The sequence below is a fragment of the Streptomyces sp. NPDC014861 genome (genome assembly GCF_043081625.1).
GTDB lineage: Bacteria > Actinomycetota > Actinomycetes > Streptomycetales > Streptomycetaceae > Streptomyces.
The window spans coordinates 56,584-78,126 of sequence record NZ_JBIBWV010000012.1 but is presented as its reverse complement, the minus strand read 5'-3'; the positions used below and the strand labels follow the sequence as shown (position 1 = coordinate 78,126).

The following is a 21,543-nucleotide window of genomic DNA, read 5'->3' as shown; positions in this document are numbered from 1 at the left end:
GCAGGCGTTTTTCGGTCGCTCGTTAGACTGAGCCGACCGCAGCGAGAGGCTGCGGCACCGACCGAGCGAGGAGCGCACGTGGGCCTTGTCGTGCAGAAGTACGGAGGCTCCTCCGTTGCCGATGCCGAGGGCATCAAGCGCGTCGCCAAGCGGATCGTGGAAGCCAAGAAGAACGGCCACCAGGTGGTCGTCGTGGTCTCCGCGATGGGCGACACGACGGACGAGCTGATCGATCTCGCCGAGCAGGTGTCTCCGATGCCTGCCGGACGTGAGTTCGACATGCTGCTGACCGCCGGAGAGCGGATCTCCATGGCCCTGCTGGCGATGGCGATCAAAAACCTGGGCCACGAGGCCCAGTCGTTCACCGGCAGCCAGGCGGGTGTCATCACCGACTCGGTCCACAACAAGGCGCGCATCATCGATGTCACGCCGGGCCGGATCCGTACCGCCCTCGACGAGGGCAACATCGCCATCGTCGCCGGCTTCCAGGGTGTGTCCCAGGACAAGAAGGACATCACCACGCTGGGCCGCGGCGGCTCGGACACCACGGCCGTGGCGCTCGCCGCCGCGCTCGACGCCGAGGTCTGCGAGATCTACACCGACGTCGACGGCGTCTTCACCGCCGACCCGCGCGTGGTGAAGAAGGCGAAGAAGATCGACTGGATCTCCTTCGAGGACATGCTGGAGCTCGCCGCCTCCGGCTCCAAGGTGCTGCTGCACCGCTGCGTCGAGTACGCACGCCGCTACAACATCCCGATCCACGTCCGCTCGTCCTTCTCCGGACTCCAGGGCACGTGGGTCAGCAACGAACCGACAGGGGACAAGGTGGAGCAGGCCATCATCTCCGGTGTCGCCCACGACACCTCCGAGGCGAAGATCACCGTCGTCGGCGTGCCCGACAAGCCGGGCGAGGCCGCGGCCATCTTCCGGGCCGTCGCGGACGCCGAGATCAACATCGACATGATCGTGCAGAACGTGTCGGCGGCCTCCACCGGTCTCACCGACATCTCCTTCACCCTCCCCAAGGCCGAGGGCCGCAAGGCCATCGACGCCCTGGAGAAGGCGAAGGCCGCGATCGGCTTCGACTCGCTCCGCTACGACGACCAGATCGGCAAGATCTCGCTCGTCGGCGCCGGCATGAAGACCAACCCGGGCGTCACCGCGGACTTCTTCCGCGCCCTGTCCGACGCGGGCGTGAACATCGAGCTCATCTCGACCTCCGAGATCCGCATCTCGGTCGTCACCCGCGCCGACGACGTCAACGAGGCCGTGACCGCCGTCCACACCGCCTTCGGTCTGGACAGCGACTCGGACGAGGCCGTCGTCTACGGCGGCACCGGGCGCTGACCCGCCCCCGCGTCCCACCGACCGCGCCCGGCCGCTCCCCAGCGGCCGGGCGCGGTCGTCGCAACCGATTGCGGTGACTTCGTGGGATCTGTGAACATCCTGTGAGCAATTCGGCCGCGGAACCCCCTTGAACTGCGGTGATGTGGTGTCGGACGATGCTCTTCCCCCTTGCTGCAACTCGTGGTTGGGCGGGGCGCGTCTCCGCGTACACCCACGAACGTGGCGCGGAGCATGCGCGGAAACGGGGCGAAGGGGGAGAACGGTTACGCATGAGGATGATCTGCTCGCCGCAGAGAACAGCGGTGTACGCGTACAACCATCCCGGGGGAACACGCGTCCAACTGACGTGGCAGACGTACTCGACATCCCTGCGATCTCCCCGCTCCGGGGGGTACGCGCGGCCGTGCTCCCCCTCCGGGCGCCCCGCGGCGTCCCCGCGCCCGGACGCGCCGTCGCGGCCCGCCCGCTCGGACGTCCGCGCCCACTCGACGGGCCTCCGGTGACCACCGTCGTGCCCACCGAGTCCCGCGCGAGCGGAGTCAGCGGCATCCCCGCGCCCCGCACGGCCGCCGAACCCGCCGTCACCGGCGCCGGCACCACCGTCGACCACCTCACCGAGACCTACCGCGCCCACTACCGGTCGCTGCTCGGTCTCGCCGCCCTCCTCCTCGACGACACCGCCTCCTGCGAGGACGTCGTCCAGGAGGCGTTCATCCGCGTCCACTCGGCCCGCCGGCGCGTCCGCGAGCCCGAGAAGACCCTCGCCTACCTCCGCCAGACCGTGGTCAACCTCTCCCGGTCCGCGCTGCGCCGCCGCATCCTCGGCCTCAAGCTGCTCTCCAAGCCGATGCCCGACATGGCCAGCGCCGAGGAAGGGGCGTACGACCAGCTGGAGCGCGACGCCCTCATCAAGGCGATGAAGGGCCTCCAGCGCCGCCAGCGCGAGGTCCTCGTCCTGCGCTACTTCGCCGACATGACGGAGGCTCAGGTCGCCGAGACCCTCGGGATCTCGCTCGGCTCGGTGAAGGCGTACGGCTCCCGGGGGATCGCGGCCCTGCGCGTCGTCATGGAGGCGAAGGCATGAGCGCGGAGCGGGACCACGGCGAGCACCGCGACGAGCGGCGCGAGCACGACGAACGACCCGAGCGGGACGTGCGCGGCGACCGCGAGGACCGGGACGAGCACGAGGGACGCGGCGAGGGCGAGGAGCGCCACGACCCCGACGAACGCGGCGGACGCGCCCCCGAACAGGGCCGCGTCGCCCGTGACGACCTGAGTGGACGACTGATGACGGACTTCGAGCGCGCACCCGGCGAGGACGAGCTCGCACTGCGGCGACTGCTCCAGGGCGCCGTCTCCGGCCTCGAACCGTCCACCGACTCCCTCGACCACCTCCGCCGCGCCGTCCCCGCCCGCCGCGCCCGCAAGCGACAGGCCCTCGTGGGCGCCGCCGCCGCCGCGGTCCTCATCGGCACCGCCGTCCCGGCCCTCGTCCACGTCGCCGGCTCCCCGGGCGTGACCGCCGCGAACCCGGCCCTCGCCGGCCACGGCGAGCAGGCACAGGGCGGAACCGGCGCGGAGGCCGAGAACCCGGCCACGACCAAGGCGCCCTCCGTCAAGGTCTCGCCCACCACCGGCCCCACCAAGGACCACACCAAGGGCACCGGTCACCCCGACCCCGAGGACAGCCCGACCGCGTCCGGCACCGCCGCCGGACCCGGGGCCACGCTCAGCTGCGGCCGAGGCACCCTCCAGTCGGCGGGCGCGTACAACAGCGGCCCCGACGCCACCGGCGTCGTCTACGGCGGCTTCACCATCGTCAACGCCTCCGGCAAGCCCTGCGTCGTCGACGGCGACGGGCTCGTCGGCGTCTCGACCACCGGCTCCGCCGACCCGAACCGGATCGGCGTCGTCCGGCACAGCGACGGCGACCCGGCCACCGGCCTGCCCGCCCCCTCCGCGGAGTCCGCCTCGGTGCTGCTCGGCCCCGGCGACTCGTACCAGGTGAAGTTCGCCTGGGTGCCGAGCGAGGGGTGCCCGACGCTCGGCCCGGTCGACCCCCCGATCGAGCCCACGCCCACCGAGCCGACGCCGACCGCGACGGAGCCCTCGCCGCCCCCGCCCACCGAGCCGACGCCGACTCCGACCGAGCCCTCGCCGCCCACGCCCACCGACGGCGGTGAGGGCACCACCCCGGGCGGCGCCGACGCCGGCGGCGGCACCGGCGGCACCGGCGGCGGCTCGGGCTCCGGATCGGGCTCGGGAACCGACTCCGGCGTCGACTCCGGCCTCACCACCCAGCTCGTGCGCGCCGACCCGGTACAGGGCGGCGTCGTCGTCAGCCACACCGCGGAGCCCGGCGACCCCACCGTCAGCACGGTGCTCTCCGGCGCCTGCGCGGGCACGGTCTACCGCACGGGGCTGCTCAAGGGCTGAGCCCGGCCGGGACACGGCGAAGGGGCCGGGGAGACTGCTTCTCCCCGGCCCCTTCGCCGTACCGAGTCCGTACCGCGCCCGAGGCGAGCCCGCACCGCGCCCGAGGCGAGCCGTACCGCGCCCGGGGCGGGCCAGTACCGTGCCCAGGGCGGGCAGCCCGTCAGAGACGCCGCTCGTCGCGGACGCCGCCCGTCAGGGACCGGCCAGGCCCAGCTCCGCGTCCCGTGCCGCCTCCGCCTCGCGGCGCACCAGCCGGAACCACATGAAGACCACGAAGCCGGCGAAGACGAACCACTCCGCCGTGTAGCCGAGGTTCTGGAAGGCCTTCGCGTCCAGGCCGGTGCCCGCCGCCGCTGCCGCCGGAACCGGCGTCAGACCGGCCGGCGAGTCGGTGAGGGTGACCCAGGCGTCGTACACGTCCTCGGTCACCACGTTCACCAGCGACGCCGCGCTGATCATGCCCAGCTGCCCCTCGGGCAGCCCGCCGGCCGTCCGCACGCCCTTCGTGCCCTGGTTCTCCGACGCCTGGAGCGCGCCCACGGCCGTGACCTCGCCGGACGGCGGGGCCGGGGCCTCCGCGCCCGCCGGGAGCCAGCCCCGGACCACGGGCAGCGACCGCCCGCCGTCCGTCCGCAGCAGCGTCAGCACGTACGAGCCCCGCCTGCCGTCCAGCTCGCGCTCCGGCACCAGGAACTGCTTCCCGTACCGGCCGGTGGCCTCGGCCACGCGACCGGAGGTCTCCTTGTCCACCGGCAGCAGCGACGCCAGGGGCGCGGCGCGCTGGGCGCTCGCGGCGGGCTTCCGCTCGGCCTCCTGGTGGGAGTCGACGCGATCCTCGAACTTGCCCAGCTGCCAGGTCCCCATGAACACGCAGACGGGGATGGCCAGCAGGACGAAGAGATTGATCCCCCACCAGCGGGGGGTCCTCAGGAACCGGTACACGCCCCCCACGGTACGGGGACGGTCCCGGAGCCCCGCCGGGAGGGCACCGAATCCGGGCGCGCGCTCCTCAGGCCGCCGCGTCCGGCCGCCGCAGCCGGATCACCGCGCGGCCGCCCGCCAGGTCCACCGTGGTCCGTCGCGGCGGCGCCCCGTCCTCCTCGTCGTCACGGAGCAGGAGGGCGCTCTGCCGCTCCTTCAGCTCACTCTGCTTGCCCGGCGAGAAGGTGGCGTGAAGCTGCTCGAAACCGGTCGAGGAGACCGTGCCCCGGCGCTTGCCACGGCCGGTCATGCGTAGGAACTGGTCGGCGAAGGCGACCGCGGTCAGCAGGATGACCAGCCCGGGCAGCGTCACGAACACGGCGAACTCCATGCCCACAGCAGACCACGACCCACGACCGGCCGGAAGGCCCCGCCGCGGCGCACGGCCGGCCGGGAGGGGCCACCGCGGCGCACGGCCGACCGGGAAGGGCCTGTCACGGCCCACGGAGGGCCGGGGAAGGGCCCACTACGGCGCGCGGAGGGCCGGGGAAGAGCCGGCCACGGAGCACCGACGGCCGGGAGGGGCCACCGCGGCCCACGGGCGGCCGGGAAGGGCCCACCACGGCCCACGGACGGCCTGAAGGGCCCCGTCCGCGTCCCCGTCAGGGATCGGGCCGGACGTGGTGCGTCCGGCGGCCGTCCGGGCCGAGGACCTGCGCCCCGATCTTGTACGTGCGCATGCTGACCGCCGTCCCGGTGATCCGCAGCGCCGGGGCGGCCCGCACCAGCCCCGCCGTGATCTCGTGCAGCTCGTCGACCGAACCCAGCCACATCGCCACCGCCAGGTTGTGCGGCCCGGTCACCGAGGTGATCACCTGGGTGCGGCGCACCCGGGTCAGCGCCGCCACCGTCGCCGGCTCGTCCAGCGGCGCCACCTGCGCCGTCACCATCGCCCACACCGGGCGCCCGGAGAAGCGGGGCGCCGGCTGGCAGTGGTGGTGGAGCGCGCCGCCCGCCGCCAGGAGGTCCAGCCTGCGCCGTACCGTCGACTCGCTGGCGCCGCACCGCCGGGCCAGTTCGGCGGCGGTCCTGCGGGCGTCCCCGGCCAGCTCGGCGATCAGCCGCCGGTCCAGCTCCGTCACCCGGGGGGCCACGCGCGCGCGTGCCGGGTCCCGCCGCTCCAGGGCGGTCACCTCGGTGAGCAGCCGGGCCTGGGCGGGGGTGAGGTGCTCGACGCGGGAGCGGTAGGGGCGGTTGTGCATCCGGGTGACGACCTGGGTGCGGGCCCGGAGCACTCCGGGCAGCCGGCGCACCCGGCCGGTGACGTACGCGTCGAGGGCGGGCAGGTCCTGCGCGATCAGCAGCAGGACCAGATCGGCGCCGCCGGTCACCGCGTGCACGCCGAGGGTGCCCGGGTCGCCGGACAGCTCGATCGCCGTCGCTTCCGCGCTGTCGGCGGTGCACTCCAGCTCGATCCAGGCGTACAGGGCGGACTCGGCGCCGCGCCGGGCGACGAGGAGCGAGGTCCAGGCGTAGCCGCCGGCGGTGAGGTGCTCCCAGCGGCGCGCGAGCGTGTCGGGTCCGGTCCCGAGGACGGTGGAGAGCTGGGTCCAGCTGGCCCTCGGGAGTACCTGGAGCGCGTGGATCAGCGACATGTCCGCCTCTCCCAGGACGGAATCCCCGGTCTGCATTTCCCTCCTTGGCCGATCCCCGGAAAACCTTGGTCGTGGACCCGAGGGCACCCCAGGATGTGGACCAGGGCATATGCATTCAAGCCGCCTCGACGCCCGATGGCCACGGAATCGGCCAGAAGTCACAGCGGCGACACCCGGCGGCGGACCAGATCCGGCGAAACCAGGCCACGGGGGACGGAGACCATGGGGCGAGTGGCGGAAGAACCGCCGGAGTACGAGGTGTTGTGGGGCGAACCGGTCGCCGCCGCCCAGCTCGCCGTCGCGGAGGAGGGGTACGCGACGGCCGGCCCGGCCGAACGGCTCCTGTGGGAGCGGCTGTCGGTCTTCGAGGGCGCCTTCGACCGGCGCGCGGTGGAGGAGGTCTGCGGGTACGGGGCGCTCGCCGCCGTCGACATCGCCGCCGTCCTGGACCGGCTGGCGACGCGGGCCCTGCTGCCGGTGGACGACCTGTTCGACGGGGAGGACGGCGGGCCGCGCCACTGGATGCCGCATCCGATGCGGGCGGTCGGCGCCCGCAGGCTCACCGCCCGGGGCGACCGCTGGATCGTGCTCCTGCACCACCGGAGGTGGTGCGTGAAGGTCGCCCGGCGGGCCTCCGAGTGGTGGCAGCGGGGTCGTCAGCTGGATGCCCGCGACCTGGCGCTGCGCGAACTCCCGGACCTGGCGGCCGCGATGGACCCGACGACGGCGCCGCTCGCCCCCGGCGACGAGGCGGGCGCGGCCCTGGAGATCGCCGTCTCGCTCTGGTTCCTGTGGGTGGGTTGCGGGCGGGCGGCCGAGGGGCGGACCCGCCTGCGGCACGTCCTCTCGCTGCACCAGGGCCCGCCGCCCGCCCGGGCGCTGTGGCTCGCCGCCTTCCTGGAGCTGGAGTCGGGCCGCCCCGAGGAGGCCGACCCGCTGCTCGTGATGGCGTGGGCGAGCGCGGTACGGGACGGCGACGAGCGGTGCCTGGGACTGCTGGCCCATCTGCGCGGCTCGATCGCCCTGTACCAGGGCCGCACCCGGGCGGCGGCGGAGGAGTTCCGGGAGGCGCTGGCGCAGATCGGGGACGTGCCCGACTTCGGGCCCACCCGGGAGGCCTGCTGGGCGGCGCTGGCGCTCTGCTTCAGCCGCACCGACCCGGAGGCCGCGCAGGAGGCGCTGGACCGGCTGGAGCTGGAAGGGGTGCGGCGGCGGACCCGGGCGGGCCGGGACCTCTTCGCCGACGCCTGGGGGGACCACGCCCGCGCCGAACTCCTCGCCTGGGACGGGGAGCGGGTCCGGGCCGCCGAGCTCGCCCGCCGGGCGCTGTGCGAGCACCTGCGGCTCGGCTCCTCGGTGGGCGCCGCCTGCGCGGCCGAACTCCTCGCCCGGATCCGGCTGCTCGACGGCCGGCCCGACCGCGCCGCCCATCTCCTGGGCGCCGTCGACCTGTTGCGCACCTCCGTCTTCGACACCTCCTACCGGCCCTCCCGGTACTGCGCGGTGGCGCGGGCCCGCAGCGACGCGGCGCTGAACGCGCTGCTCGACGACCCGGCGCTGCGCGAGGCGTACGAAGAGGGCGCCCGCAAAGGCCTGTTCGCCCTCTCACGGGAGCGGTGACCCACTCGCGGGAGCGGTACCCGATCGGGAGGGGTGGCCCACGCGCTCGGCAGGGGCGCCCACTCGCGTCGGGGCGGCGGTGTTTCACCCGCGCGGGGTGGGGACGGACCGGCCTCCGGAGGGTTGTCCACAGCTTCGCTCCGAGGCCTGCTCGGGCGCCGTGCGGATGCCTACGATGAGGGCATGATCGCTTTCGCGGTGTCCGCCCTTTTCCTCCTTCTCTTCGGGGTCGGTCTGCTGCGCGACCGCCGCCGCTTCGGGAACGCGGTGTACCTCGGTCTCGCCGTCACCTTCCTCGGCCTCGGCCTGCTCTCGGCCGTCGACGACCTGCCGCACGGCCTGACCGAGACGGTCCTCGTCCTCCTCCTGCTGGTCCTCTGCCTGGGGCCGCTGGTCCTCGCCTGGCTGCTGTGCGTCAACGGCGTCAAGATGGTCCGCAGGGAGGGCAGAAGCCCGGCGAACCTGCTCTCGCTCCTCGCCGGCCTCGGCATATTCGGCGTGCTCGGACTCACGGCGGTCGCCGTCCTCACCCGCTCCCGGGTCCTCGGCGTCATCGCCGTCACCCTGCTCCTCGTCCTCGGATACGTCTCCTTCCTCTTCCTCTGCTTCGTGGGGTACGCGTTCCTGTACGGCCGGATGCGGCTGCGCCGCGACGCGGGCTTCGTGGTGGTGCTGGGCTCCGGGCTGATCGGCGGCCGGCGGGTGCCGCCCCTGCTCGCGAGCCGGCTCGACCGGGGGCGGGAGATGTACGAGCGGCTGGCCGAGCGCGGCGGGCCGACGCCGCCGCTGCTGGTCGTCTCCGGCGGCCGGGGTCCGGACGAGGAGGTGCCGGAGTCCCACGCGATGGCCGCGTACCTGGTGGAGCGGGGCTTCCCGGAGGACCGGATCGTCCGCGAGGACCGCTCCCGCAACACGGAGGAGAACCTGCTGTTCAGCAGGGAGCTGATGGAGGCGGAGCGGCCGGGCGCCGGGTGCGTGATCGTCACCAACAACTTCCACGCCTTCCGGGCCGCGCTGATGGCGAGGAAGGCGGGGGTGGACGGCCAGGTGGTGGGCTCGCCGACCGCCAAGTACTTCTGGCCGAGCGCCACCATCCGCGAGTTCGCGGCGGTCTTCCTGGAGTACCGGGTGGTCAACCTGACGGTCTGCGCGGTGCTGCTCGGCATCGGCTGCCTGGGGCTCGCCGTCGCGGGGTGACGACCCGCTCCGGAGGGCGGGCCGGGCCCGGCGTCCCTACGCTGGAGGGACGGAGGTGTCCGAGGGCGTCGGCGGCGGCGCCCGGAGCCGCCGCGGAGGTGACCTCATGAGGCGACGCCACCACTTCCACATCGACTACCGGGGCCATTCGGTCTCGGCGACCGTGGAGACCGGCCTGAGGCCCGTGGTCGAGGTCCTGGTCGACGGCAAGGAGACCGGGCACATGGACGCCCGGGAGGACCGGCCGGTGGCCGTGCCGATCGAGCTGCCGACGGACCCGCCGACCCCGGCGACCGTACGCGCCACTCTGGGTCCCGGCGTGCCCCGCTGCCTCCTGCTCGCCGAGGGCGACCCCGACCCGCACGTGATGGCGCCCCGCCTGTACTGAGAGGGACCGCGGCCGGGCCGGGCTCAGGAGAGCCAGGCCATGCCGATGAAGAGGAAGACGACGAAGGCGAGCACCCCGGCGACGGCGGCCGTCTTGCGCGGTCGGCGGCGGGACAGCTCGGCGAGCGCGCCCCCGGCCGACCCGGCGCTCCCGCCCCGCTCGGGCGCCCGCCGCCGCGACCCGCCCACCGAGGCGGGCGAGGACGCCGGCGCGACCGTACGTCCGGAGAACGTGGAGGGGGCGGAGAGGGAGGAGGGGGCGGAGGGGGGAGGGGAGGGGGCGGGGGCCCGGGAGGCGGGCATGGCGGCCGGCGAGGCCACCGGCGCCGTGTGCGGCGCGGCCTGGCCGGGCGGGGCGTGGACGACCCCGGGCATGGCCGCGGCGGCGGGCCGGGGCGCGTACTCCCGCCAGGCACCGGAGCCGAACCAGTCGGCGATGGCCTGCGCCGGCGGACGCTGCTCCGGCTGCTTGGCCAGCAGGCTCAGCAGGTACGTCTCGAAGGCGGGCGTGAGCACCACCCCGAGCCGGCTCGGCGGGGTCGGCGCGCTGTCGATGTGCTGGTACAGCAGGGCGGTCGCGGTGTCCGCGCGGAAGGGCGGGTTGCCGGTGAGCAGCTGGTAGAGCACGCAGCCCAGCGAGTACACGTCGGAGGCGGGCGAGGCGGGCTTGCCGAGCGCCCGCTCCGGTGCCAGGTAGAGGCCGGTGCCGACGATCTGCCCGGCCGTGGTGAGACCGGCCGAGGGGTCGTCGACGAAGCGGGCGATGCCGAAGTCGGCGAGCTTGACCGTGCCCTCGGCGTCCATGAGCAGGTTGCCGGGCTTGATGTCGCGGTGGACCACGCCCTGCCGGTGGGCGGCGGCCAGGCCGGCGGCGGCGTGCGCCGCGACCACGGCGACCCGCTCGGCGGGCAGGACCAGCGGGTGGGCGGGGGAGGAGGCGAGGCTGTCGCCCTCGACCAGCTCCATCACCAGGAAGAGCTTGCCGTCCCAGGTGCCGAAGTCGAAGACGCCGACGACGTGCGGGTGGCTGAGCCGGGCGGCGGTCTGCGCCTCCAGGCGGAAGCGGTCGGCACCCGAGGGGTCGGTGGACTGCGCCAGCATCAGCTTGACGGCGACGGAACGGCCCAGGACCTCGTCGGTGGCCTGCCACACCTCGCCCATGCCGCCACGGCCGATACACCCGTGTAGCCGATATCGGTCCGCGACCAGCACCAGGAGACGCCCTTTCGACAATCGATCACTTGACGGCAGAGCACCAGGGTAGAGCCGCGACCCGCGCGTCTTCGCCGCGCTCCCCCCGAAGGGGAACCACGGTGGAACCGCCGCCGTACGCACGGACGTCCGGAAGGGCCCCGGGGGTTCCGCCGCAGGCCGTCCGGTATCGCTCGGCTCCGCCCTGCCCCCGCCCGGCCCCCGTCAGGCCTCCCGCCCCTGCTCCCCACCCGATCCGCCGCAGCCGGGCTCCACCGGCCCCTCGCCACACCCGGATCCGCCGCCGCGCGGCCGGGATCCGTTCCCTCGCCACACCCGGACCCTCCGCCGCGTGGCCCTGATCCGCTCCCTCGCGGCCCCGGATCCGCCCCCCCCGTGCGGCCCTCGATCAGCCCCCACCCCCACCCCACGGCACCCCCCAGCGCCGTTCCGGCTCTCGCCGGGTTCCTTCCGGGTTCCGTCCGGGTTCCCGGAGGGTGAACAATGGGTGCCGTGGGGTCGGCGGGAACCGGCCCGTACGCGAGACCCGACCCCGACCTGGAACGGAGTGGACCGTGGCGCGACCGCGAGTGGGCGTGGCGGTACTGACGATGGGCACCCGCCCCGAGGAACTGGGCGCGCTGCTCGACTCGGTGGCGAAGCAGGACGAGCCCGCCGCCCGGGTGGTCGTGGTCGGCAACGGCACGGGTTCGCTGCCTGCGCTCCCGGAAGGCGTCACCGGTGTGGAACTGCCCGAGAACCGGGGGGTCACCGGTGGCCGGAACGTGGCCATCGACACCCTCCGCTCCTTCGGGGACGTGGACGTCCTGGTGGACCTGGACGACGACGGCCTGCTGGTCGACACGGACGTCTTCCGCCGCCTGGTGGACCTGTACGAGACCGAGCCGAAGCTCGGCGTCGTCTCCTTCCGGATCGCCGACGAGACGGGCGAGACCCAGCGCCGGCACATCCCCCGGCTCGGCGCGAAAGACCCGATGCGCGGCGGCGAGGTCACCACCTTCCTCGGTGGCGGACACGGCCTGTCGATGCCGATGCTCGACCGCATCGGCGGCTGGCCGGAGGAGTTCTTCTTCGCGCACGAGGAGACGGACCTGGCGTGGCGGGCGCTCGACGCCGGCTGGCGGATCCGGTACGAGCCCGGGCTGCTGCTCCAGCACCCGAAGACCAGCCCGGCCCGGCACGACGTCTACTACCGGATGACCGCCCGCAACCGCGTGTGGCTGGCCAAGCGGAACCTTCCGGCCCCGCTCGTCCCGCTCTACCTGGTGGTCTGGGTCCTGCTCACCGTCGCCCGCACCCGCTCGGTGCGCGGCCTGCGCTCCTGGTTCGCCGGGTTCGCGGAGGGCCTGCGCGCCCCTGCGGGGCAGCGCCGCCCGATGCGCTGGTCGACCGTGCTCCGTATGACGAAGCTGGGCCGCCCGCCGATCATCTGACGCCGACGGACCGGGGGTTCCCCGCCGTCGACGACTTCCCCGCCGTATGCGACTTCCCCGCCGTCGGTGACCTCCCCGCCGTCAGGAACTCCTCGACCACGTCCGCCCAGCCTTCCGGGTCCTCCCAGAACGGCAGGTGACCGGTGGCGAGTTCGGCCGTCCTGGCGTCCGGTACGGCGGCGGCGAGGGCGCGCTGCCGTGCGGGGGAGACGAGCGGGTCCTCGGCGGTGACGACGACGAGCGCCGGCACCGCGAGCCGCCCCAGGTCCTCCCGTACGTCGATCCGCCCGGCGAGCTCCAGATGGGCCGGGGTCCCGGCGGGCGGGGCGGGCGCGAGCATCAGCATGGCGCGCAGCCGGGCCGGGTCGGTCCGCTCCAGGAACGTCTCGCCGAGCCCGGTCAGCGCCAGGTGCTCGGCGAGCAGCCGGTGCCGCCCGCTCTCGTACAGTCCCCGCCAGAGCGAGACGCCCAGCCGCATGCGGTGGTCGAAGCGGGCGAAGGGGGCGGTCAGCACCAGGCCGGTGACCCGCTCCGGATGCCGGACCGCGAGGCGTACGGCCAGCGGCGCACCCGCCGAGTAGCCGCAGACCGCGAAGGTCCCGACCCCGGCGGCGTCCGCGGCGGCCACGAAGCCGTCGACGACCTCGTCCACCCCGAGCCCTTCGCGCTCCGGCAACTCCCCTCGTACGCAGGAGAATCGGTCACCGACCCGGCGTGTCAGCCCTCCGAAGTGGGTCTCGGCGCTTCCCCCGGCCCCGTGGATCAGCAGCAGCCCCGCCACCTCGAACCCCCCGTTCCCTCGCACGACTTGACCCCGCCCCTGCCTATCACGGCGGGAGCGGGGCGGGGACGGGGCGAGGCCGTTCGGACGGACCGAGGACCGAGGACCGGAGACCGGAGACCGGAGACCGGAGACCGAGGGTCGAGGACCGGGACCGGAGCGGACCGAGGGCCGAGGACCGGTGCCGGAGCGGCCGGTTGCGGAGCGGACCGAGGCCGGAGCGGCCGGGGGCCGCGCTCGGCTAGTCGGTGATCTCGACCCTCCCGTGCGTGCCGTCGACCGGCGCGGCGGGCACGGGGGCGGCGGCCGGAACCGCCTTGGCGGTGAGGCCCTGGAGGAGGGAGGAGAGGTCGACTCCCGTGGTGGAGCTGAGGAGTTCCATGCCCTGGGCGACGTTGTCCGCGACCGTGCGGGGCAGCTTGCCGGCGCCGTCGGTGGAGATGACCGTCATCTTGTCGATGGCGGCGAGCGGCTCCGCCGCCTTGGCGACGACCTGCGGCAGGACCTCGACCAGCATCTGGAGCACGGCCGCGTCGCCGTACCGCTCGAACGCGTCGGCCCGCTTGTGCATCGCCTCGGCCTCGGCGGCGCCCTTCGCCGCGATGGCGCCGGCCTCCGCGTCACCCTCCAGCCGGACGGCCTCCGCGATGGCGGCACGCCGGGCCCGCTCGGCCTCACCGCGCTTGGCGCCCTCGATGGCCTCGGCCTCCGCCAGGGCCTGGCGGCGCTGCTTCTCGCCCTCACCCGTCAGACGGGCCCGCTCGGCCTCGGCCTCGGCCGCCGCGATGGACGCCGTCCGCTCGCCCTCGGCCTGCTTCACCCGGGCGGTGCGCTGCGCCTCGGCCTGCTGCTCGGCCTCGTACCGCTTGGCGTCGGCGGGCTTGCGGACCTGGGTGTCGAGCTGGCGGTCGGTCAGGGCGGCCTGCCGGGTGGCGACCTTCTCCTGCTCGGTGAGGATGTCCTGCTGGCGGGCGGCCTCGGCGAGCGGTCCGGCGGCGTTGGCCTGGGCGGCGGCCTCGTCGGTCTGCGCCTTGATCTCGGCCTGCTTCAGGTACAGGGTCCGCTGGGCGACCGCGATCTCCTCCTCGGCCTTCAGACGGGCCTGCTCGGCGGCGCGCCGGGCCTCGGCCTCGGCGATGTCGGCCTCCTGCTTGGCGCGGGCGGCCTCGGGCCGGCCGAGGTCCTCCAGGTAGGAGCCCTCGGTGGTGATGTCCTGGATCTGGAAGGCGTCGAGGACCAGGCCCTGCCCGGAGAGGCTGGCCTCGGCCTCCTCGGCGACCTGCCCGGCGAAGGCGGCCCGGTCGCGGATGATGTCCTCGACGGACATCCGGCCGACGATGGACCGCAGCGCGCCGGAGAGCACCTCCTGGGTGAAGCCGACGATGCCGTCCTGCTGCATCAGGAAGCGCTGGGCGGCGGCGCGGATGGAGTCCTCGGTGCCGCCGACCTTGACGATGGCGACGCCCTCCAGGTTGGCCTTCACGCCGCGCAGGGTGACGGCGCCGCGGACGGCGATGGGGATGTGCCGGCTGGAGAGGTCGAGGGTGAACTTCTGCTGCACGAACGGCACGACGAAGACCCCGCCGCCGACGACGACCTTCTGGCCGCTGTTGTCGGTGTAGACGCGGCCGGTGGCCGGGTCGGTGGCCTTCTGGCCGCGCCGGCCGGTGATGATGAACGCCTCGCTCGGGCCCGCGACCTTGTAGCGGGTGACGACGGCGAGGGCGAGCAGGACGACGAGGACGACGATGCCCACCACGGCGGTGAGGACAGGGCTCATGACGAAACCCCCTTCGATCGGGTACGGCGGAGAGGACGGCGGGAGGAGCTGGCGGCGAGGGCGGCGAGGGCGGCGCGGCGGGGGTCAGCGTTCGACGGGGCGCACGTGGACGGAGGTGGCCGAGAGGACCGACTCGACCCACACCTCGGTGCCGCGCGGGACGGGCCCGGAGGCCTTCGCCGCGTACTTCACGGGCTGGCCGCCCAGGTGGAGCAGCACCTCGCCGTAGCCGTCCGCGGGGACGGCGGTGACGACGGAGCCGGAGCTGCCGGTCAGGTCCTCGCCGCGGGGCGCGGTCGCGCCGGTGTCGCGCAGCAGTGCCCGGCTGAACCGCCAGGTCACCCACCCCACGCCCAGCCCCGCGACCACGCCCGCGCCGACGGCGGTCCCGGCTCCCGTTCCGGTCGTGCCGAGCACGACCGCCCCCGTGAAGCCGAGCGCCGAGAGGAACCCGGCGAGGACCGGCAGCGACAGCAGCCCGTCCAGCCCCCCGAAGCCGTCGAAGAGGCCTTCCAGGACCCCGTCGAAAGCCAGGCTCAGGACGAGCAGCAGCAGACCGCCGATGCCGAGACTGAGAAACCAGACCATGTCCCCGCTCCTTCGGTCGCCGTGTCCTGCCCGCCGTCAGAAGGATCGTTTCATCGCACAGTCACCTTGCGCATTGCCGACGCCCGGCAATCTTTACGCGTCCTTGATGCCGTCCGGAAACGGACGCCGCGCAGCCCCCTGCGCGCGCCCCGCCCCGCCGCGCAGCCCCCGTCGCGCGGCCGCCCCGCCCTCACAGCCCCCTGCGCGCGGCTGCCCCGTCCTCACAGCTCCTCGTCCGGCCAGCCGAGCAGCCGGGCCCCGATCGCGGCGGTCTGGAGCGTGTACCGCTGGGTGGGGTCGCCGGGGTCGGAGCCGGTGAGCCGGTGGATCCGGTCGAGCCGGTACGTGACGGCCCGCACGCTCAGCGCCAGCCGCCGGGCCGCCTCCGTGGTGACGCACCCCGCGTCGAAGTAGGCGTGCAGGGTGTCGAGCAGCGGTCGCGCGCCGCCCCTGGCCGTCGCGAGCGGCCCGAGCACGGTCCCGACGAGATCGGCCATGGCCTGCCGGTCACGCCCGAGGACCGGGTAGACCAGCAGGTCGGCGGCGTACAGGACCGGCCCGTCGAGCCCGATGCGGTCGGCGAGGTCGAGGGCGCCGAGCGCCTCCTCGTACGAGTGGACGACCCCGCCGGCGCCCGGGTGCGGGCGTCCGATCGCGACCAGACTGCCGTCGGCGGTGGCGTAGGTCTGTTTGGCGAAGTGGGCGAGGACCTCGGGCTCGTCGGCCGGCGCGACGCAGATCAGCCGTCCGTCCTTGGTGGTCAGGAGGATCCGCCGGGTGGGGAAGCGGGCGAGGAGCGAGGACTCCACGCTCCGCGAGACGGGATACCCGTCCCCGAACGGCTCCGGCGCCCGCGCCACGGCCACCGCGTGCGCGTGCGAGAGCAGCAGCCCGAACCGCTCGGCCCGCTGGGCCAGCCGCCCCAGGTCGCTCCGCCCGTACAGCAGGTCGTCGACGAACTCCCGCCGTGCCGCCTCCTCCTGGCGCACCGCCAGTTTCTGGGCCCGCTCGTGCCCCTCCGCGAAGGCGTCGACGGCCTGCTCGACGGCGCCCAGCAGCAGGTCAGGATCGATCCCCCGGGGCAGCCCGCCCCGTACCTCCCGCGCGGCCGCCAGATGCGCCCGTACGAGCGCCCGGAGCCCGATCCCCGCCTCGGCGGCCCGCTCCCCGCGCTCCCGCAGCCCCTCCAGCTCCTCCCGCCTCAGCCGTCGCCCGGTCGCGCAGACCCCGGCCAGAATCCCGGCGTACCCGTCGAGGTACGCCCCGTACTCCCCGTACGCCGCGTATCCGTCATGCGACCTGTGCTCGGTCACGGCACACCCTCCCAGCGCGAGGTCTCTCCCCCGGAAAACGACTCAGGGCCCGACCCGCTTGCGCGGATCAGGCCCTGAACCTCTGGCTGTCGGGGTGGCGGGATTTGAACCCACGACCTCTTCGTCCCGAACGAAGCGCGCTGCCAAGCTGCGCTACACCCCGATGTCGCTGCTCTGTTCTTCACGTCGCGGCGACATCGATTACTTTAGCCCACCCGCGCCCAGAGACGAAATCCGGTTTCGGCGCCCCGCCACCGCAGGTCGGAAGCGGTCCGCCGCGACGAGGAGGAGGCCGAGGGCGCAGAAGGCGAGGCCGAGCACGAGGGCGTTGACCAGGACGCCGGCGTAGCCGTGGGCGGCGACGTCGAGGAAGGGGTACGGGTAGCGGGTCCGGGCGCCGGCGGGCAGCAGAGCGCCGCGGACGAGGGCGAAGAGCAGGTACGCGCCGGGCGCGGCGAGCCAGAGCACCGCGTACCGGGGGCGGAGCGCGCCGGGCGGGGTGAGCAGCAGCCACTCCAGGGCGACACCGAGCGGGGTGACGGTGTGCAGGAGCTGGTTGGCGACGGCGCGGCCCCCGGTGAGCCGGGCGATGTCGGCGGCCTGGTTGAAGGGGCTCGCCGGGTTGTCGAGGACGAGGTGGAAGACGAGCCCGACGACCGCGACGCAGAGCAGCACCCCGCCGGTCCACACCGCGGGCACCGGCGGCCGGCCGGTCCAGGCGCGGGCGGCGCCCAGGCCGAGGACGACGGCGACGGCGGTGTTCGACCAGATCGTGAAGAAGCTGAGGACGACCAGGGGGTTCCCCTCGACGCACTCGATCACGATGCCGGTCGCCGCGGCCAGGGCGATCAGGCCGCGGACGAGGGCGGTGAAACGGTTCGGCATGGCCCTCACCGTACGGGGGCGGGTGTGCCCCCGCGGGGAGTTCAGGCGCGTGCCGTCAGGGTGAGCAGCGTCGCCTCGGGCGGGCAGGCGAAGCGGACCGGGGTGAACCGGTTGGTGCCGCAGCCCGCGGAGACGTGCAGGTAGGAGGTGTGGCCGCCGGCGGTGTGGGTGGAGAGCCCCTTCACCCGGCCGGTGTCGATGTCGCAGTTGGTGACGAGGGCCCCGTAGAAGGGGATGCACAGCTGTCCGCCGTGGGTGTGGCCGGCGAGCAGCAGCTCGTAGCCGTCGGCGGTGAAGGCGTCGAGGGCGCGCAGGTACGGGGCGTGCACGATGCCGAGCGAGAAGTCCGCCGACGCCTCGGGGCCGCCGGCCACCCGCTCGTACCGGTCCCGCTTGATGTGCGGGTCGTCGAGGCCGGTGAAGGCCAGGTCGCCCTGGGGCAGCTTGAGCCGGCCGCGGGTGTTGGTGAGGTCCACCCAGCCGGCCGCGTCGAAGGCGTCCTTCATGCCTTCCCAGGGGTTGTGCACGGCGCCGACGACCGGCTTGTTGCCGTTGAGCCCGTGCCGGCCCTGCATCTTCTCCACCAGGTAGAGGGCGGGGTTGCGCAGCCGGGGGCCGTAGTAGTCGTTGGAGCCGAAGACGTACACGCCGGGGAACTCCATCAGCGGGCCCAGCGCGTCGAGGAGCTCCGGCACGGCCTCGGTGTCGGAGAGGTTGTCGCCGGTGTTCACGACGAAGTCGGGGCGGAGTCCGGCGAGCTTCTGCAGCCACGCCCGCTTCTTGTCCTGGCCGCACACCATGTGCACGTCGGAGACCTGGAGGACCCGCAGGTCGTCCATGCCCGGTGGCAGGACGGGGACGGTGATCCGGCGGAGCCGGAAGGAGCGGGCCTCGAAGCCCGCCGCGTAGACGAGTCCGGCCGCGGCCGTCGCCGCGACGCCTGCCGTGATCTTCAGGGGGATCCCGTACCGTGCGCGCATCCCCCCATCGTTCCAGACGCGTGGGGTGGAAATGGACGGGCGGGCGGCGGCGGGCACCTGCCACACTTGATGCCATGACCACGCTCAAGGCACGACTGAAGGACGACCTCAACGCCGCGATCCGGGAGCGCGACGAACTGCGCTCCTCGACCCTGCGGCTCACCATCACCGCGATCACCAAGGAGGAGGTCGCGGGCAAGACCAAGCGCGAGCTCTCCGAGGACGAGGTGCAGAAGGTGATCGCCAAGGAGGCGAAGAAGCGGCGCGAGGCCGCCGACGCCTTCGAGCAGGGCGGTCGCCACGAGTCGGCCGAGCGCGAGCGGGCGGAGGGCGTCCTCCTCGACGCGTACCTCCCGAAGCAGCTCTCCGACGACGAGCTGGACGGCATCGTCGCCGCCGCCGTCGAGGAGGCGAGGGCCGCCGGCGCCGAGGGCCCCCGCGCCATGGGCGCCGTCATGAAGATCGTGAACCCGAAGGTCGCCGGCCAGGCCGAGGGCGGTCGCGTGGCCGCCGCCGTGAAGAAGCTCCTCGCGGGCTGAGCCGCCCCCGTACACGCGAAAGGGCGCCGTCCACCGGATCCGGTGGACGGCGCCCTTTTCCCTGCCGTACGTCAGCGGTTGTCGCGGCCGTTGCCCCGGTCGCCGCCGATCAGGCCCGGAAGGTCGATTCCCGGGAGCGGGTCGTCCCGCCGGTCGCCCGGCTTGTTCTTGTCCCGGTCGCGCGGCTTGTCGTCGTCCGCGGGCTTGTCCTTCTTCGGGTCCTTCGGCTTCTCGGCCCGGGGGACCTTGATGCCGACGAAGGAGGGCCTCTGGTCGTCGAGCGCGCCGGTCATCGCGATCCGCCAGATCGGTCCGGGCAGGCAGCCGCCGCAGACCTTGTCGTAGTAGACGCCGCCGATGGTGAGGTCGAACATCTCGTCGCGCTCGCCGACGTCGTCGCCGACCCAGACCGCGGTGGACAGGTTCGGGGTGTAGCCGACGAACCAGGCGTCCTTGCGGCCCTCGGTGGTACCGGTCTTGCCCGCGTTGTCCCGGTCGCTCAGGCCCGCCCGGGTGCCGGTGCCGTCCTCGACGACGCCCTTCAGCATCTGGTTGATCATGTCGGCGGTGCGGTCGGACATGGCCCGGGTGCACTTGGTCTGCGGCACGTTGAGCTTGTCGCCGTTGGCGGCCTTGATGGAGTCGATGACCACCGGGACGCAGTAGATGCCGCGGTTGGCGAAGGTCGCGTAGACGTTCGCCATGTCGAGCGGGGTGCTCTCCAGGGAGCCGAGGGTCGCCGACGGGCTCTGCAGCATCGGCTTGCCGAGCTCGCGCTCGTAGCCGACCTTCTTCGCCATCGTCAGCGTCTCGCAGAGGCCGGCGGCCTGCTCCAGCTTGGCGAAGTAGGTGTTGATGGACTTGCCGAGGGCGCTCGTCATGTCGTACGCCCCCTTCTCCGACTTGAGCTCGTTCTGGACGGACCAGTCGGCGTAGCCCGACGGCTTGCCGTCGCAGCGCGTGTAGTCGCTCTCCTCCATGGAGATCTTCCACGGCGTGTCGTAGCTCGTCGCCGGGGAGAGGCCCTTCTCCAGCGCGGCGGCGGCCGTGATCGGCTTGAAGGTCGAGCCGACCGGGAAGCCGTACGTGGTGCCGCCCATCTTGCTGCCGACGGCGAGGTTGAGCGTGGTCTGGTGCTGCTTCTGGTCCAGGCCGTACGGGCGGGACTGGCTCATCGACAGGATCTTGCCGGTGCCGGGCTGGACCTGGACCACGGCGGTCGCGACCCCGTCGTCCTTGTTGACCTTGGCCACGGCGGCCTCGTTCGCCGCCGCCTGCGCCTTCGGGTCGAGCGTGGTCCGGACGGTCAGACCGCCCAGGTTCCACAGCTTCTGCCGCTCCTCGGCCGTCTTGCCGAAGACCGGGTCGCTGAGGATCGTCTTGCGGACGTAGTCGCAGAAGAAGCCGGCGCCGTCGACGGCGGTGATGCAGCCGTTCCTCGGCGTCTTCACCTTCAGCTTGATCGGCGCGGCCTTGGCCTTGTCGAACTCGGCCTGGCTGATGTCGCCGACGTCCGCCATCCGCTGGAGGACGATGTTCCGCCGCTTGGTGGCTTCCTGGAGGTCGTTGATCGGGTCGAAGCGGCTCGGCGACTGGACGAGGCCGGCCATCATCGCGGCCTCGCCCAGCTCCAGCTTGGCCGCGGGCTTGGAGAAGTAGCGCTGCGAGGCGGCCTCGATGCCGTACGCCTGCTGCCCGAAGAACGTGATGTTGAGGTAGTTCTCCAGGATCTTCTTCTTGCCCAGCTCCTCCTCGACCTGGATCGCGTACTTCAGCTCGCGGACCTTGCGGCCGATCGTCTGCTGGGTGGCCTGGGCGACCTTCTCCGGGTCGTCACCCGCCTCCTCGACGAAGACGTTCTTCACGTACTGCTGGGTGAGGGTGGACGCGCCCTCGGAGACCCCGCCCGACTGCGCGTTCTTGTTGATCGCGCGCAGCACGCCCTTGAGGTCGATGGCCCCGTGCTCGTAGAAGCGCGCGTCCTCGATCGCGACGATCGCCTTCTGCATGTAGGGGGAGATCTTCTCCAGCGGCACCACCTTGCGGTCCCGCGAGTAGACCGTGGCGATCACCCCGCCCTTGGAGTCCAGGATGGTGGTGCGCTGGCTGAGCGGCGGGGTCTTCAGATTGGAGGGGATCTCGTCGAACCCCTCCACCGTGCCCTTCGCCGCCAGACCCAGTGCGCCGGCCGCGGGCAGGGCGATGCCCGCCAGCACGGCTCCGGAGAGCACACTGACACCGAGGAACTTGGCGGCCTGCTGGGTCCCGGTCAGACCACCGCCCGAGCGCTTCTTTGCCATGGGGGCAGCCTAATCCGTACTTACGAGCGTTCTGCAGGAGCGGGTGCTTCTCGGAGCGTTCGAGTACCAGACCGTGACATCCAGGTGCAGCCGGGCCGCCGAGGCCTCAACGTAGATCGGTGCGCGGTCGTGGTGCTCAGGGCGGGGAGGGCTGAACTCGTAACCGCTG

19 protein-coding genes and 1 tRNA gene are annotated in these 21,543 nt (G+C 73.5%); 8 read left to right on the top strand and 12 right to left on the bottom strand.

Annotated features, from left to right (window positions below):
* Positions 1–78: 78 nt before the first annotated feature.
* The 3 genes from ACF1BN_RS23345 to ACF1BN_RS23335 all read left to right on the top strand — a co-directional run bounded on the left by ACF1BN_RS23345 (position 79) and on the right by ACF1BN_RS23335 (position 3,783).
* Entirely contained in the window at positions 79–1,347 is a 1,269-nt protein-coding gene (locus tag ACF1BN_RS23345) for an aspartate kinase (protein WP_376603926.1), read from the top strand.
* 346 nt (positions 1,348–1,693) lie between these two features.
* Positions 1,694–2,431 carry a SigE family RNA polymerase sigma factor gene (locus ACF1BN_RS23340; RefSeq protein WP_392333527.1) on the top strand — a complete coding sequence of 246 codons (738 nt, stop codon included), beginning with the start codon at positions 1,694–1,696 and terminating at the stop codon, positions 2,429–2,431.
* Positions 2,428–3,783: a hypothetical protein gene (locus ACF1BN_RS23335; protein WP_392333526.1), complete on the top strand. Its 1,356-nt coding sequence runs from the start codon at positions 2,428–2,430 to the stop codon at positions 3,781–3,783. The genes ACF1BN_RS23340 and ACF1BN_RS23335 overlap by 4 nt, the downstream gene beginning before the upstream one ends.
* A 192-nt stretch (positions 3,784–3,975) precedes the next feature.
* On the opposite strand, the gene ACF1BN_RS23330 is transcribed toward ACF1BN_RS23335, so the two are convergent.
* The 3 genes from ACF1BN_RS23330 to ACF1BN_RS23320 all read right to left on the bottom strand — a co-directional run bounded on the left by ACF1BN_RS23330 (position 3,976) and on the right by ACF1BN_RS23320 (position 6,395).
* Positions 3,976–4,725 carry an SURF1 family protein gene (locus ACF1BN_RS23330; RefSeq protein ID WP_392333525.1) on the bottom strand — a complete coding sequence of 250 codons (750 nt, stop codon included), beginning with the start codon at positions 4,723–4,725 and terminating at the stop codon, positions 3,976–3,978.
* A gap of 67 nt (positions 4,726–4,792) precedes the next feature.
* A complete protein-coding gene (locus tag ACF1BN_RS23325; protein ID WP_392333524.1) occupies positions 4,793–5,095 on the bottom strand; it encodes a DUF6191 domain-containing protein in 303 nt (100 codons plus the stop codon).
* Positions 5,096–5,366: 271 nt separating this feature from the next.
* Positions 5,367–6,395, bottom strand: a complete 1,029-nt coding sequence (locus ACF1BN_RS23320; protein WP_392333523.1) for an Lrp/AsnC family transcriptional regulator — start codon at positions 6,393–6,395, stop codon at positions 5,367–5,369.
* Between the two features lie 195 nt (positions 6,396–6,590).
* Here ACF1BN_RS23320 and ACF1BN_RS23315 point away from each other — a divergent pair, with 195 nt between their 5' ends.
* The 3 genes from ACF1BN_RS23315 to ACF1BN_RS23305 all read left to right on the top strand — a co-directional run bounded on the left by ACF1BN_RS23315 (position 6,591) and on the right by ACF1BN_RS23305 (position 9,564).
* Positions 6,591–7,979, top strand: a complete 1,389-nt coding sequence (locus tag ACF1BN_RS23315; RefSeq protein WP_392333522.1) for a tetratricopeptide repeat protein — start codon at positions 6,591–6,593, stop codon at positions 7,977–7,979.
* Between the two features lie 183 nt (positions 7,980–8,162).
* Positions 8,163–9,176, top strand: a complete 1,014-nt coding sequence (locus tag ACF1BN_RS23310) for a YdcF family protein (protein ID WP_392333521.1) — start codon at positions 8,163–8,165, stop codon at positions 9,174–9,176.
* Between the two features lie 106 nt (positions 9,177–9,282).
* Positions 9,283–9,564 carry a hypothetical protein gene (locus ACF1BN_RS23305; protein ID WP_392333520.1) on the top strand — a complete coding sequence of 94 codons (282 nt, stop codon included), beginning with the start codon at positions 9,283–9,285 and terminating at the stop codon, positions 9,562–9,564.
* A gap of 23 nt (positions 9,565–9,587) precedes the next feature.
* On the opposite strand, the gene ACF1BN_RS23300 is transcribed toward ACF1BN_RS23305, so the two are convergent.
* On the bottom strand, positions 9,588–10,724 hold the full coding sequence (locus ACF1BN_RS23300; RefSeq protein WP_392333519.1) for a serine/threonine-protein kinase: 1,137 nt from the start codon (positions 10,722–10,724) through the stop codon (positions 9,588–9,590).
* A gap of 605 nt (positions 10,725–11,329) precedes the next feature.
* Here ACF1BN_RS23300 and ACF1BN_RS23295 point away from each other — a divergent pair.
* Complete coding sequence (locus ACF1BN_RS23295) at positions 11,330–12,208, top strand: glycosyltransferase family 2 protein (protein ID WP_392333518.1); 879 nt, start codon at positions 11,330–11,332, stop codon at positions 12,206–12,208.
* Here the strand turns inward: ACF1BN_RS23295 and ACF1BN_RS23290 are convergent.
* From ACF1BN_RS23290 to ACF1BN_RS23260, 7 genes are all read right to left on the bottom strand, one after another.
* The gene (locus ACF1BN_RS23290) at positions 12,201–12,989 is read right to left on the bottom strand and encodes an alpha/beta fold hydrolase (RefSeq protein WP_392333612.1); all 789 of its coding nucleotides are present in this window, start codon (positions 12,987–12,989) and stop codon (positions 12,201–12,203) included. The two genes, ACF1BN_RS23295 and ACF1BN_RS23290, sit on opposite strands and share 8 nt — an antisense overlap.
* A gap of 241 nt (positions 12,990–13,230) precedes the next feature.
* On the bottom strand, positions 13,231–14,769 hold the full coding sequence (locus tag ACF1BN_RS23285; RefSeq protein WP_392333517.1) for an SPFH domain-containing protein: 1,539 nt from the start codon (positions 14,767–14,769) through the stop codon (positions 13,231–13,233).
* 84 nt (positions 14,770–14,853) lie between these two features.
* The gene (locus ACF1BN_RS23280) at positions 14,854–15,357 is read right to left on the bottom strand and encodes a hypothetical protein (protein WP_392333516.1); all 504 of its coding nucleotides are present in this window, start codon (positions 15,355–15,357) and stop codon (positions 14,854–14,856) included.
* 221 nt (positions 15,358–15,578) lie between these two features.
* Positions 15,579–16,670, bottom strand: a complete 1,092-nt coding sequence (locus tag ACF1BN_RS23275; protein WP_392333515.1) for a PucR family transcriptional regulator — start codon at positions 16,668–16,670, stop codon at positions 15,579–15,581.
* 89 nt (positions 16,671–16,759) lie between these two features.
* A tRNA-Pro gene (locus tag ACF1BN_RS23270) sits at positions 16,760–16,833 on the bottom strand.
* 38 nt (positions 16,834–16,871) lie between these two features.
* Positions 16,872–17,555 (bottom strand): Pr6Pr family membrane protein, encoded by a 684-nt coding sequence (locus ACF1BN_RS23265; protein ID WP_392333514.1) that lies wholly within the window; start codon positions 17,553–17,555, stop codon positions 16,872–16,874.
* 41 nt (positions 17,556–17,596) lie between these two features.
* On the bottom strand, positions 17,597–18,535 hold the full coding sequence (locus ACF1BN_RS23260) for a metallophosphoesterase (RefSeq protein ID WP_392333513.1): 939 nt from the start codon (positions 18,533–18,535) through the stop codon (positions 17,597–17,599).
* Positions 18,536–18,609: 74 nt separating this feature from the next.
* On the opposite strand from ACF1BN_RS23260, the gene ACF1BN_RS23255 reads away from it, so the two are divergent.
* The gene (locus tag ACF1BN_RS23255; protein ID WP_392333512.1) at positions 18,610–19,074 is read left to right on the top strand and encodes a GatB/YqeY domain-containing protein; all 465 of its coding nucleotides are present in this window, start codon (positions 18,610–18,612) and stop codon (positions 19,072–19,074) included.
* 71 nt (positions 19,075–19,145) lie between these two features.
* Here the strand turns inward: ACF1BN_RS23255 and ACF1BN_RS23250 are convergent, their stop codons facing one another.
* Entirely contained in the window at positions 19,146–21,374 is a 2,229-nt protein-coding gene (locus ACF1BN_RS23250; RefSeq protein ID WP_392333511.1) for a transglycosylase domain-containing protein, read from the bottom strand.
* Positions 21,375–21,543: the final 169 nt, after the last annotated feature.